Annotated in this window: 17 protein-coding genes; 2 read left to right on the top strand and 15 right to left on the bottom strand. The window is 47.8% G+C overall.

Features of this window, described 5'->3' with window-relative positions:
• Window positions 1-14: 14 nt before the first annotated feature.
• The 4 genes from resA to B4C70_RS00580 form a co-directional block, all read right to left on the bottom strand.
• Window positions 15-605, bottom strand: coding sequence for a thiol-disulfide oxidoreductase ResA (resA, locus tag B4C70_RS00595; protein ID WP_023467689.1), 591 nt, complete (start codon window positions 603-605; stop codon window positions 15-17).
• 126 nt (window positions 606-731) lie between these two features.
• Complete coding sequence (locus tag B4C70_RS00590; protein ID WP_290776285.1) at window positions 732-1,493, bottom strand: pseudouridine synthase; 762 nt, start codon at window positions 1,491-1,493, stop codon at window positions 732-734.
• Window positions 1,493-2,065 (bottom strand): SMC-Scp complex subunit ScpB, encoded by a 573-nt coding sequence (scpB, locus tag B4C70_RS00585; protein WP_223041557.1) that lies wholly within the window; start codon window positions 2,063-2,065, stop codon window positions 1,493-1,495. Before scpB ends, B4C70_RS00590 begins: the two co-directional genes overlap by 1 nt.
• Complete coding sequence (locus B4C70_RS00580) at window positions 2,055-2,810, bottom strand: segregation/condensation protein A (protein WP_023467686.1); 756 nt, start codon at window positions 2,808-2,810, stop codon at window positions 2,055-2,057. Before B4C70_RS00580 ends, scpB begins: the two co-directional genes overlap by 11 nt.
• Before the next feature lie 92 nt (window positions 2,811-2,902).
• On the opposite strand from B4C70_RS00580, the gene B4C70_RS00575 reads away from it, so the two are divergent.
• Complete coding sequence (locus B4C70_RS00575; protein WP_290776283.1) at window positions 2,903-3,367, top strand: DUF309 domain-containing protein; 465 nt, start codon at window positions 2,903-2,905, stop codon at window positions 3,365-3,367.
• A 17-nt stretch (window positions 3,368-3,384) separates the two neighbouring features.
• Here B4C70_RS00575 and B4C70_RS00570 read toward each other — a convergent pair whose 3' ends face one another.
• The 11 genes from B4C70_RS00570 to B4C70_RS00520 all read right to left on the bottom strand — a co-directional run bounded on the left by B4C70_RS00570 (window position 3,385) and on the right by B4C70_RS00520 (window position 12,473).
• Window positions 3,385-3,732 (bottom strand): GNAT family N-acetyltransferase, encoded by a 348-nt coding sequence (locus B4C70_RS00570; RefSeq protein WP_023467684.1) that lies wholly within the window; start codon window positions 3,730-3,732, stop codon window positions 3,385-3,387.
• Between the two features lie 152 nt (window positions 3,733-3,884).
• A complete protein-coding gene (locus B4C70_RS00565) occupies window positions 3,885-4,412 on the bottom strand; it encodes a type 1 glutamine amidotransferase domain-containing protein (RefSeq protein ID WP_029341185.1) in 528 nt (175 codons plus the stop codon).
• Window positions 4,413-4,509: 97 nt separating this feature from the next.
• The gene (locus B4C70_RS00560; protein ID WP_023467682.1) at window positions 4,510-4,947 is read right to left on the bottom strand and encodes a peptidylprolyl isomerase; all 438 of its coding nucleotides are present in this window, start codon (window positions 4,945-4,947) and stop codon (window positions 4,510-4,512) included.
• Between the two features lie 103 nt (window positions 4,948-5,050).
• Complete coding sequence (locus B4C70_RS00555; protein WP_290776279.1) at window positions 5,051-6,055, bottom strand: S66 family peptidase; 1,005 nt, start codon at window positions 6,053-6,055, stop codon at window positions 5,051-5,053.
• 83 nt (window positions 6,056-6,138) lie between these two features.
• Window positions 6,139-6,783 carry a hypothetical protein gene (locus tag B4C70_RS00550; protein WP_290776277.1) on the bottom strand — a complete coding sequence of 215 codons (645 nt, stop codon included), beginning with the start codon at window positions 6,781-6,783 and terminating at the stop codon, window positions 6,139-6,141.
• 94 nt (window positions 6,784-6,877) lie between these two features.
• Window positions 6,878-8,179: a pyrimidine-nucleoside phosphorylase gene (locus B4C70_RS00545; protein WP_290776275.1), complete on the bottom strand. Its 1,302-nt coding sequence runs from the start codon at window positions 8,177-8,179 to the stop codon at window positions 6,878-6,880.
• A 47-nt stretch (window positions 8,180-8,226) separates the two neighbouring features.
• Window positions 8,227-9,039, bottom strand: a complete 813-nt coding sequence (locus tag B4C70_RS00540) for a purine-nucleoside phosphorylase (RefSeq protein WP_029341181.1) — start codon at window positions 9,037-9,039, stop codon at window positions 8,227-8,229.
• An 18-nt stretch (window positions 9,040-9,057) separates the two neighbouring features.
• Window positions 9,058-10,230: a phosphopentomutase gene (gene deoB / locus B4C70_RS00535; RefSeq protein WP_290776273.1), complete on the bottom strand. Its 1,173-nt coding sequence runs from the start codon at window positions 10,228-10,230 to the stop codon at window positions 9,058-9,060.
• A gap of 118 nt (window positions 10,231-10,348) precedes the next feature.
• Window positions 10,349-11,233, bottom strand: a complete 885-nt coding sequence (xerD, locus tag B4C70_RS00530) for a site-specific tyrosine recombinase XerD (RefSeq protein WP_029341179.1) — start codon at window positions 11,231-11,233, stop codon at window positions 10,349-10,351.
• 125 nt (window positions 11,234-11,358) lie between these two features.
• Window positions 11,359-11,841: a Fur family transcriptional regulator gene (locus B4C70_RS00525; protein WP_023467675.1), complete on the bottom strand. Its 483-nt coding sequence runs from the start codon at window positions 11,839-11,841 to the stop codon at window positions 11,359-11,361.
• Window positions 11,842-11,942: 101 nt separating this feature from the next.
• Window positions 11,943-12,473 carry an NUDIX domain-containing protein gene (locus B4C70_RS00520; protein WP_034785931.1) on the bottom strand — a complete coding sequence of 177 codons (531 nt, stop codon included), beginning with the start codon at window positions 12,471-12,473 and terminating at the stop codon, window positions 11,943-11,945.
• Window positions 12,474-12,641: 168 nt separating this feature from the next.
• Between B4C70_RS00520 and B4C70_RS00515 the strand changes: the two genes are divergently transcribed.
• Window positions 12,642-13,080: aldo/keto reductase (locus B4C70_RS00515; protein ID WP_290776270.1), on the top strand; the 439-nt coding region annotated here is incomplete at its 3' end.

The raw sequence follows: 13,080 nt of genomic DNA, 5'->3' as shown, positions 1-13,080 counted from the left end.
CCCCCTTCGATGCGTTACTCGTTCGCCTTCTTCACCATCTCTTCGAGCTTCGCTTGATCAATCTCACCTTCATACTTCTCGACGACTTCACCTTTTTTATTGATGATGAACGTCACAGGTAAGTTGTAGATCCCGTAAGCCTTCTCGACCGAACTGTTCGTATCCATGAGAATCGGATAGTCCGTTCCGCCAATATCCTTGATGAAACTTGAGACACGAACTGGTGTTTCACCGACATTGACCGCTACGAAATTGACGCCTTGGTCTTGCATCATCTGATAGTTGTCATTGATCAATGGCATCTCTTTCTTACATGGCTCACAGAATGTTCCCCAGAAATTGAGTAAAAGTCCTTTTCCTTTGTACTCGTCCATCGAGTGCTGTTTCTCACCATATAGATCGACGAGTGCGAAACCAGGGGCATCATCACCTGCCATGACACGACCGTTTTTATCACGTGTCGCTTGATCGACGAATTGCATGATGACGACTGCTCCGGCGAACAAGACGATCGTCATGATCATCAGACGCCAGAAGGAGCGTTTCTTCTTTTTTTGCTGGGCCGCTGCTAAGCGTTCTTCCGGATTTTGTTTCGTTTTTTTCATATTTTACCGCCTCCACCCATATTGTACTTGAAATCGCTTTACCGTTGACAAAATGTGAAATTCGTTAATCGTTTTGTCACAAAAAAAGAAAACTCAACCCGGAGGATGAGCTTCTCGCTTTACAAATTAACGTTTTTTTGTGTTCTTACGTCTTTTCGTAGGTGGAGCGGCTGGATCCGCTAGCTCACGCAATTGATTGACTTCTTTTTTTGAAAGTTCACGCCACTCGCCAGAAGTAAGACCGGCCAGTGTCAAGAAACCGAACTGTTCACGTTTCAACTTCAAGACTTCCGAACCGAGTGTCTCGACCATTTGACGGACTTGACGGTTGTGTCCTTCATAGATGACCATTTCAAGAATCGCTGTATTTTTCTTCTTATCGATATCGCGCATCTCGACATGGGCTTTACCTGTCTTGAAACCATCCGGTAAGACGACGCCTTTTTCAAGACCTTTGACGTGGAAGTATTCTGGTACACCTTTGATTTTGACGATGTAACGCTTCGGTACCTTATATTTTGGGTGAAGCAAGAGGTTCGAGAATTCACCGTCATTCGTCATTAACAGAAGACCGCTTGTATTGTAGTCGAGTCGACCGACTGGGAAGACACGGTGCCCCGGTGGTACGAGATCGACGACCGTCTTACGTCCTTTATCGTCTTCAACCGTCGAAACGACACCTGTTGGTTTATAGAGCATGTAGTAAACGTGCTCTTCACGCTCAAGCTTCACACCGTCGACTTCGACTTCGGCACGTGCTCCGACTTTCGTTCCAAGTTCCGTGATGACTTTCCCGTTGACCTTGACACGACCTGCTGTGATCAATTCCTCTGCTTTACGCCGCGAAGCGACACCTGCTTGTGCGATGATTTTTTGTAACCGTTCCATTAATTCACTCTCTCCTCTAATGAAGGATCATTCCGGAAGAAGAGATCTCCATCCGATTCGAACGTTTCTTCGAACTCGAGTGGCGGCAACTCTTCAATACTGTTCAAACCAAAATGGTCCAGGAAATGATCCGTCGTTTTATACAATTTCGCGCGACCGACGCCTTTAGCGCGTCCCGCCTCTTCAATCAAACCTTTTGCACTTAACGTATGGATGACACGCTCCGTCTTCACACCACGAACGACTTCGATGTCAGCACGTGTGACGGGTTGTTTGTATGCGATGATGACGAGTGTCTCCATCGCTGCTCGAGACAAGGAATCTTCTGCGAGCGAACCGGCATATGCCTGAATATATGGCGACATTTCTTTTCGTGTCACCATCTTAAAGACACCACCCGACTCCACAATTTGCAACACACGCTGCTCTGTTTCGAATGTCGTTTGAAGAGCCAGCAACTGTTCACGCGCTGCCGCTTCACTGATTTCTAACGCTTGACTGAGACCACGTGGATCGATCCCATCGTCTCCGACGACGAATAACAGGCTCTCAATGATTTGTTCATACGCCAATCTGACTCTCCTCCTTCACCATGCTCCGCAATAGGATATCATCGGTCATCTGTTCACAATCAATGACCCGTTGCTTCACGAGCTCAAGAACAGCGAGGAAGCTGACGACTAGTTCTTCGACCGTCGGTTGCTCCGCAAAAAAGCCGAAGAATGTCGTCCGCTCACGGGTCGCGACGTACCGGGCAACGGACTCCATCTGTTGCTCGAGTGAACGTTCTTCCCGTTTGACCGTCTTCGAACGGCGCACCTTCCAGGCTTCCCGTTGGCGCATTTTTTCGTAAGCACGTAATAAATCACTCAGTGATAACGTACCGTTATACTCTTGTGCATCCGTATCGAGATAACGCATCAAATCCTCTGGTTGTTTCGAGAACAGCTCAAGGCGTGCCTCTTCCTTTTCTTTCAGGACGAGTGCTGCTTCTTTGTATGCTTTATACTCGATCAACTGTTGAATCAGACCTTCTCGCGTCGGTTCTTCCTCGAAATCGGGAATCTCATCGTATTCCGTCTGTTCGATCGGCAAGAGTTGTTTGCTTTTCAGTTGCAACAGCGTCGCTGCCATGACAAGATATTCACTAGCAACATCTAGTTCAAGATGCTGCATCGCACGGATATAGGACACATATTGATCCGTCACCATGGAAACGGATATATCATAAATATCGATTTCTAATTTACCAACCAAGTGTAACAGCAAGTCCAGCGGGCCTTCAAACGCATCCATCTTTACACTGTATGATTCCATGATTCTCCCTGCCCATCAACGTTTTTTGCGCCTTAGTATACCATACAACGGATAGGTTCGACTATGTTATATTCAAAGGAAGAGGTGATTCCATGAATCCAATCGAGCGATTCGTATTTGAATTCAACATTCGGCACGATTACTTCGAGTGCCATGAAATCTTAGAGGAAGTCTGGCAAGAAGGACAACGCCAGGACGAGGCGCTTGTCGGTCTGATTCAACTGGCCGTCGCCCGCTATCATCACCGCCGCGGAAATGCGGCTGGGGCACAGCGGACGTATGCAAAAGCATTCGATAAAATCGAACGTCACCGGGCATCACTGATTGCGTCCGGGATCGACGTCTCATATTTGCTCGATCATCGCGACCATTTTACGGATAAGGTTTATCGACACATCCCGTTACCTGTCTTCTCGGACGTCATCCGAGCCGTCGCACTTGAAGCGACAGCACCTGATCTTGACTATGTGACACATAAACACCGTTTACGCGATCGTACGGATGTCGTCACGGCACGACAAGAAGCGCTACAAAACCGAAGAGACCGGTCCATCTGAGCCATGGACCGGTCTTTTTATTGATTTTTCCATTTGTCGACGAGGCGTTGCGTCTCTTCGGTCGCACCCGTAATATCCGTTCGCAGAAGCTTGGCTGCTTCATCGAGTAGGAGATACGACATCCGTTCTCCACGGAAAGACGGTGATAAGGCGATATGTTTCAATTCAGCATGGCCATCCATTAATTGAAACCCGATGACACCAACGAAATCCTCATCTTGTTTGTACAAATACAAGCGTTGGTCTTCTTCCTGTTCATAGGCTTGAACCGTTTCAAGCAAATACTTCGGATCCTTCACTTCGCACGAAAAGGCGATCAGCCCCATCGCGGTCCGTTCATTCAACTTCTTATATTTTACTAGCATGTGATTCTACACCTTCCTAATTTCAACAACTCTCAGGAGCATGAACGACTGAGACTCATTCATTCTACACCTTCTCACACAGAATTACTGCATTTTTTTCATAATCCACTAAAAATGCAGGAGTCCGTCTTGTGACGTCCCCTGCATCTGAGTCATGCTTGTTCTTCCATCACTTGGATGAAGGCACGCATGTAGTCTGGTAGATCGGGCGGACGACGACTCGAGACGATATGCCCGTCGACGACGACTGCTTCATCGTGCCAAATCGCACCTGCATTCGTCATATCATCCTTGATTCCTGGCGTACTCGTGACGTTGACACCTTTTAAGATGCCTGCAGAGATCAGCACCCAACCAGCGTGGCAGATTTGACCGATCGGTTGCTTGTTCTGGTCAAAATGACGCACCATATTCAGAACGGAGTCAAAGCGACGTAACAAATCAGGTGACCAACCACCCGGAACAAGAATCGCATCATATTCCGACGGGTTGATCTCATCGAACGTCTTATTCGATTTAATCGGGACACCATACTTCCCGATGTACGTCTCATCCGCCTTCTCTCCGACGATATCGACGATTGCCCCTTCTTCACGTAAGCGATGGACAGGATACCATAATTCTAAATCCTCGAAGTCATTGCTGACGACTTGGATGATTCGTTTTCCTTCTAATCGCATGACAAACACTCCTTTTCGAGTTAACTTCCCTTACTGATTGTACCCGGATCTAAAAAAAGAAAAACTCCTCTTCGAACGTTCGAAGAGGAGCAAGAACTTACGCTTCGACGCGGATTTCTTTGATGCCAGCGCCTTGCTTCATTTTTTGAGCGTGCTCGAGACCTGAAGTCACTTGTCCGAAGACCGTGTGTACGCCGTCGAGGTGCGGTTGTGGCTCATGCACGATGAAGAACTGGCTTGATCCTGTGTTACGACCAGCGTGTGCCATCGAAAGTGAACCTGCTTTGTGTTTGTGTGGGTACGAAGTTGACGTTTCGCAAGGAATCGTTTTTCCTGAACCACCTGTACCGTTTCCGATTGGGCATCCGCCTTGTGAGACGAAGCCTGGAATGACACGGTGGAAGTTCAATCCATCGTAGAAGTTCGAGTTTGCAAGGTTTTCGAAGTTTTCAGTCGTGATCGGTGCTTCATCGTTGAACAATTCGAATTCGATTTTATTTCCATCTTCTAATAAGATATGACCAGTTTTTTGCATGTTTGACCAACCTTTCGTGCTTTTCAGCAGGAGATTCGTCACGATTCGAGATCGTGATTCCATGGTACAGTGTACCAAATTTCAGGGCGTCGTGCAGACCTTTTTACTCGACAGCTGCCTCTAATATATCGAGTGTGACCGAATCCGTCGCTTCGACACGAATCCGAATTCCATTCGCCAGTGTCGCAACAGGATCCGTATGCCCGAAGTCCGCATCGAGAATGATCGGGAAATCGTAACCCCTTGTCGCGCGCAGAATGATGTCCTTGAGCGAGAAGTCTGGATCAAAATCGACTTTTCGCGGGAAACGTCCGACGATGAGTGCCGCAACCTTGTCATACGCACCCATGTGTCGTAATTGCGTGAAATAGCGGTCAATCGTTTCCGGTGTCTCACTTTCGTCATCCTCGAGCATCAAGACGACACCGTCAAACGATGGCAGGTAAGGTGTTCCGGCAAGCAGTAAAAGTGTTCCCGTGTTCCCCGTCAGAATCGGACCTTCTGCGACGCCGGTCTTAACGATCGTATATCCTGCGTTCACTTGATGTTCCCGTCTTCGATCGTCCGCAACATCCCAGCGTAAAATCTCGTCCGTCCACTCCTCAGACGCTTCGATCCGACCGATCGGCTCCGTCTGCATGAACGTACGGTTGAACGACTCTTCCGTATACGGATCTAGACCATCGAATTGACCAAATTGTGTCAGCAGTGCGGGTCCGACGAACGTCGTCAATCCTGTCTGCTGGTAGATCCCAGCAAACAGTGCCGTGATATCGCTGTAACCTACGAAGATTTTCGGATTGTTCCGGATTAATTCATAGTCGAGTTCGTCGAGTAGCTGGTGTGAGTTAAACCCACCGATCGTTGAGATGATCGCCTTAATCGACGGATCTGCGAACGCCATATGTAAATCTTGCAGCCGTTCCCCGATCGTTCCTGCCGTATGACTATGAACAGCCGTTGCGTTCGGCATTAAGACGACCTCGAAGCCCATTTTTTCAAGTGTTGCGATACCGCGCGCGAGACGACGCGGTACGTATGCTGCGACAGCAGACGCCGGCGAGACGATTGCAATCTTATCCCCTTTTTGTAAGCGTGGTGGTTTCATGAGAGTGCCCCCTTTTTCATTACAAGTATTTCCAGTATAACAAATCAGATGGGAACCGCATACTCTCATTTGTTTCATCCCTCTTATAATGTCACGAACAACGAATTTCCGTCCTCCAGTAGTTCACCTTTCTTCGAGACATAATCGACCTTGACCGTCATGTGTTGAAGAATTCCTTGCTCACGTAACGACTTTGCCCACTCTTTGATCTGTGCTCTATCCTGTTCATGTCGTTTGCGAGGCACGTCCACTAAGAGCGTCGGAGCGATTTCCGCACGTAAATAAGCCTTTGAATCAAAACGGACCTTACCAAGTCGCTGAATTTTATCGTTGTCATAAAGTACGGTCACGCTCAATTGATGGTTCAGTTGTTCGAGAGTCGGCGACGGGATCCGTCGCTCTAACCGATCTTCCCAAAGTGACGCATGATACGAGTCAACGAACCTCCCCGACTCCTCTTGTTGATAGACGAAAAACTCAGTATTCGTTTTTTCGTCTATCGCGCGTGCGGCATATTCAAATGGAAAATTGCCCATGTTGTCGTAAAGACTACCGGTCACCTTCGCTTCCGGAAGATGCTGTTCTAAGTAAGTTTTTGCATTCCGCTGTACTTCAGTCTCTTTCGTTCCATCCGAGTTCATGTCCTGTGTAAAAGCGAACGTCATCAATAAGGCACTACCTCCGATGACTCCAATTAGACTGGCAATCCCGATTATCCAACGTTCCATATAATCCCCTCCCATATTTTTACACTTACAATTTTACCATAAAAAAAAGAGTAGCGGACGACGTCCACTACTCAAGTATTGCTGATTGGATTGCTTACTGGATGACAGCGTGAACGAGCGGACGTTCTGCCGGTTTCGTTTCACTGATATGGTACGCGTGATCCATTTTTTCGATTGCTTGATCGAGTGTTTCTTTGTTTGAACGAAGTGTTGCAATGACATCGCCGACTTCGACACGGTCGCCGACTTTCTTGTGCAACGTAACGCTTGCTGCGTGATCGATCTCATCTGCTTTCGTCGCGCGTCCTGCACCGAGGATCATTGCTGCAACACCGACTTCGTCAGCGATGATTTCAGAGACATAACCTGCTTTTGAAGCGACGAATGTTTTTTCGTATTTCGTTTCAAGTGCTTTTGTCATGTCATCAACGAGTGACGCGTCGCCACCTTGAGCTGCGATGAACTTCTTGAAGACGTCAAGTGCTGCTCCGTTACCGAGACGTGTTTCGAGATCCGCATATGCTTCGTCGAATGTCGGGTAGAACTCACCGAGGACTGCCATGTGTGATGCAATCGTCAAGGCGATGACTTTCAAGTCACGGACATCTTTCCCTTGAAGGACTTCGATCGCTTCCTTGACTTCGTTTGCGTTTCCGATTTCAAAGCCGAGCGGCTGATCCATGTCTGTAATGACAGCAACCGTCTTACGGTTGACACTCTTACCGATCGAAACCATCTCTGTCGCAAGTGCTTTTGCATCTTCGAACGATTTCATGAAGGCACCAGAACCCGTCTTAACGTCGAGTACGATGCTGTCTGCTCCTGCTGCAATCTTTTTCGACATAATCGAACTTGCGATCAATGGAATCGAGTTGACTGTCGCCGTAACATCACGAAGGGCGTAAAGTTTTTTGTCTGCAGGCGTCAGGTTACCCGTTTGACCGATGATTGCCATCTTGATGTCGTTGACTTGTGAGACGAACGCTTCTTCTGAAAGCTCAACGTCAAAACCAGGGAACGCTTCGAGTTTGTCGATTGTTCCACCTGTATGACCGAGTCCACGACCGCTCATCTTCGCAACCGGAATACCGATTGACGCAACGAGTGGTGCGACGATTAGACTGATCTTGTCACCAACACCGCCAGTCGAGTGTTTGTCGACTTTTTTACCGTGGATACGCGAAAGGTCGATCACGTCACCCGAGTTGACCATCGCCATCGTCAAATCAGCGATTTCACGATCTGACATTCCTTGATAGAAAATCGCCATCGACATCGCTGACATTTGGTAATCCGGAATCTCTCCGTTCGTGAATCCTTCTACCATTGATTGAATATCAGCTGTTGCGAGTTCGCCACCGTCTCGTTTTGTTGCAATCAAATCTACCATACGCATAATCTAGTTCCTCCTCAGGAGTGGTTTGTGAGTTTTAAAAACAGTCGTTACATTTTTTTGATCGAACCGCGAACGAGTGATAGGAAGTGTGCCCGGACACGTTCTGTCGTTTCGATGACTTCATCATGGTGTAACGGTTGATCGAGAATACCTGCTGCCATGTTCGAGACACATGAGATCCCAAGGACTCGCATATCAGAATGACGGGCAACGATGACTTCAGGAACCGTCGACATACCGACGACGTCGCCACCGAGCATCCGTGCCATCTTGACTTCTGCTGGCGTCTCATACGTTGGACCAGTGTTTCCGAAGTAGACACCTTGACGGACACGAATTCCGAGTTCATCTGCTGTTTCTTGCGCAAGACGAAGTAATTCCGCATCATACGGCTTCGACATATCCGGGAAACGTGGTCCCATCTCATCGACGTTCTTCCCGATCAATGGGTTCGTACCGAAGAAGTTGATGTGATCCGTGATCAACATCAAATCACCTGGTTCGAACGCTTCGTTACAAGCACCCGCTGCGTTCGTGACGATCAATGTCTCGACGCCGATCGCTTTCATGACACGGACTGGGAACGTGACCATATCCATCGAATATCCTTCGTAGAAGTGGAATCGCCCTTGCATCGCAACGACTTGTTTTCCTTCAAGAGTACCGAAGACGAGTTGTCCCGCGTGTCCTTCGACCGTCGATACCGGGAAGTTCGGAATTTCATGATATGGAATCGCGATCGGGTTTTCGATCTCATCCGCGAGGACACCCAGTCCTGAACCGAGAATCAATCCGATTTCCGGTTTTGCCTGCATCTTGCTTTCTAAAAATGAACGTGTTTCATTCCAGTTGACTGTCATCTGAATCGCTCCCTCGAATTATAGTTCTGTTAAAAAGCTTGTTCCATGTGCCGGCATCTTGACGGCGAAGTTTTCTGCGACCGTCGCTCCAAGATCAGCGAACGTTTCACGGATACCGAGCGGTTTTGCAACACCATTTTTATGGTAGGCAAGCAATGGTACGTATTCCCGTGTATGGTCAGTCCCAGCATGAACCGGATCGTTTCCGTGGTCAGCCGTGATGATCAAGAGATCGTCTTCGTTTAAGCGAGCAAACACTTCCGGAAGACGCGCATCGAACTCTTCGAGTGCTTGTCCATAACCTTGTGGATCACGACGGTGTCCGAACAACGCATCGAAATCGACAAGGTTTAAGAAGCAAAGTCCGTTGAAATCACGATCGAGTTGTTTCACGAGCTGATCCATCCCGTCCATGTTCGACTTCGTCCGGATTGCATCCGTGACACCTTCTCCATCGTAGATATCAGCAATCTTACCGAGCGAGATGACATCGAGTCCTGCCGTCTCGAGTTCGTTCATGACCGTCCGGTCGAATGGTTTAAGGGCATAGTCGTGACGGTTCGCTGTCCGGACCCACGCTCCTGCTTCACCAAGGAATGGACGTGCGATGATACGACCGAGCATGTACGGGTCATCCCGCGTGATGTCGCGTGCATATTCACAAATCCGGTACAGTTCCTCTAATGGAACGACTTCTTCGTGAGCTGCGATCTGAAGGACGGAGTCTGCCGACGTATAAACGATTAAAGCGCCTGTCTCGACATGTTCTTGTCCGAGTTCATCTAAGATTTCCGTACCAGAAGCCGGTTTGTTCCCGATGATCTTCCGTCCTGAGAACTCTTCTAAGCGATGAATCAAATCATGCGGGAACTTTTCAAAGACACGGAATGGTGTATCGATCCGCAGACCCATGATCTCCCAGTGCCCTGTCATCGTATCTTTCCCTGCAGATACTTCCTGCATTTTTCCGTATGCCGCAAGCGGTGCTTCTTCAGCTGAGACACCTTCGATCGGTTCAATATGCGAGAGACCGAGTTTTGCCATGTTCGGCATGTTGAGTCCGTTGCGTTCACGCGCGATGTGACCGAGCGTATGCGAACCAAGATCTCCGAACTGTTCAGCGTCCGGTGCTTCTCCGATTCCTACGGAGTCCATGACGATCAAAAATACACGTTTAAATGATTGAGCCATTTGCTGTTCCTCCTATATACGAGCTGTAGTTGTGCGATTCCCGTTACGATTTTTCCCGGAAAGAGACTAGACAAAACGCATCATTTGTCTGAAGTCAGACCTTTAAAAGATAGAACCATCATGCCCGTGGATGATGTTTCTTATACACGTCGTGGAGTCGTGCTTTGTTAACGTGGGTATACATTTGTGTCGTTGACAAATCAGCGTGTCCTAGCATCTCTTGTACGACGCGTAAATCGGCACCATTTTCAAGTAGATGGGTCGCAAACGAATGGCGCAAGACGTGCGGCGTGATCTCTTTTTCGATCCCCGCTTCCTTTGCTCGTCGTTTAATCATCTTCCAAAACCCTTGCCGTGACAAACGATCACCGCGACTGTTTAAGAAGACATCGTCCGTCTGTTGACCACCAAGACTGTTACGCGCGAGATCCAGATACGTCCTAACGCTTTCAATCGATGTCGTACTCATCGGGATAATCCGGGATTTGTTCCCTTTCCCAAGACACGACAGATACCCGAGTTCGAGTTGCAAATCGTTCAACTTCAGTTGGAGCAGTTCGCTGACGCGCATGCCTGTTCCATAGAGAAGCTCAAGCATTGCTGCATCTCGTCGTGTAAGCGGATCGACCCCGACGACCGAATCAAGCAAGCGTTCGACGTCCGTTTGACTCCAGACGACCGGCAACTTTTTCTCCGGTTTCGGTAAATCAAGATGACGAGACGGATCATGTGTTGCAAGTCTCTCTTCGACCAAATATTGATGGAACGAACGGATTGAGCTCGTCGCCCGGCGAACCGTCGATCGTGACTTTCGTGCCTCAAGCAATCGTTCAATATGGTCGACGATATGATGTCGGTGAACCTGTTCGAACGAGGAAACTTCCGCTGTTTCAAGCGTCTGTAAGTATTGATTTAAATCATTTCGATACGCAGCTGCCGTATTCGCGGACATTTGCCGTTCAATCACTAAATAATTGATAAATGCTTCCAGTTGTTCACGCACTGAACTCATCCTCTTCGTTTACGAAATCGCTTACTTTCCCATCATATCAAAGGTGTAAACCGTTGTGAAGAGGTCTGACCTATAAAAATTGAAAAAGAAAAACCATCCGAAATTTCGTCGGACGGTCAGACTGTTTGTGTTTGCGATTGTTCCAACGCTTCCCGAGCATGACGCTCTTGGCAGACACGGCAGACGCCATGGAATGTCAGGCGGTGATCCTTGATTTTAAAGTGGAATCGGGACACGATTTCTTTCTCTACTTCTTCCAGCATATCGTCTAAAATCTCTTCGACGGATCCGCATTCGATACAGACGAGATGGTGATGCGAATGACTCGCACCCTCTTGTCGTAAATCAAATCGGGATACGCCATCTCCGAAGTTGACTTTATCAACGACTTCAAGCTCCGTCAATAATTCAAGCGTCCGGTAAACCGTCGCAAGTCCGATGTCGGAGTTCTTTTCTTTTACAAGGAGAAAGACATTTTCGGCACTGAGGTGATCCGACTCATGTTCGAGCAGGACACGCACAGTCGCTTCACGTTGGGGAGTCAGCTTATATCCTTTACCGCTTAGCTGTTTTTTGATGCGTTCTACACGACTTTCCATCATAACGCCCCCTTTGTTCGAACTGATGCTATTATCATAGCTGATAATCAGTCTTTTTTCAAATTAAAATGATTATCAACTGAAAATCATTTAAATGAGAATCATTTTAAAGTACGGATCTGCCAATGCTGGATCGCCATGATCGTCTTCGCATCAACAATCGTTCCGTTTGCAACGAGTTCGAGCGCCTCTTCAAGCTTCAATGTCTTATTCTCAAGGAACTCATCTTCATCGAGTTGACGATCACCAGCAGTCAGACCAATCGCTTCATAAATATGTACACGCTCACTACAGAAACCAGGCGCACCATAAAAATCAAAGACATGTCGTAACTCTTTCGCGACGTATCCTGTTTCTTCCTTTAATTCGCGTCCGGCACAATCAAGTGGATTTTCACCCTTCTCGAGTTTTCCTGCTGGGATCTCGATCGATAGACTTTCAAATGCTTTTCGGTACTGTTCCACGACGATCAAGTCACCTTGTTCATCAAAAGCAATGATCGCGACGGCACCATTATGATAGACCAGTTCACGGACGGACGTATTGCCGTTCGGTAACGTGACGACGTGTTTCTCGACATCAAAGACTTTTCCTTCATAAATCACTTCACGTTCAATCGTTTTTTCTTCCATCGGATGTGTTCCCCTCTTCTATCTTAGTTTACGTTCTCTGTCATGATTAGTATGCCGTTTCCGACGTATTGCCGCAAGACTTCGAAATCGTCTTTTTCATCAGATATGATACACTAGAATGCAGAAGTTCCAAACTTACAGTTCATCTAAGAAAAGAGGGAATTGAACATGTCATTAGGATTAGGTACGATGACGATCTTAAAGCGCGGCCAGGAAGAAGCAACGGCAATCCTGCGGACGGCACTTGATGCTGGAATCACGCACTTCGATACAGCGGACGTCTATGCGAACGGAGCGGTCGAATCCATCATCGGTCAAACCTTCTCACAAGAGGATCGCAGTCGATTGTTTCTCGCCTCAAAAGGTGGAAATCGGATGAACGCGACCGGAACCGGTTGGACATGGGATCCGAGTTATGACTATTTGAAACAAGCTTGTCTTGAAAGTTTGAATCGTCTTGAAACCCCTTATCTCGACCTGTATTACGTCCACGGCGGCACGATTGATGATGATATCGATGCGTCGATCCGCGCAATGGAAGATTTAAAAGCAGAGGGGAAAATCAAGGAATATGGTCTGTCGTCACTGCGCCCGAATGTCATCGAAT

The organism is Exiguobacterium sp. UBA5002, from assembly GCF_002396765.1.
In the GTDB taxonomy this organism is placed as follows: domain Bacteria; phylum Bacillota; class Bacilli; order Exiguobacteriales; family Exiguobacteriaceae; genus Exiguobacterium_A.
Note: the sequence above shows the minus strand (reverse complement) of the source record. Positions and strands in the feature narration are given on the sequence as shown.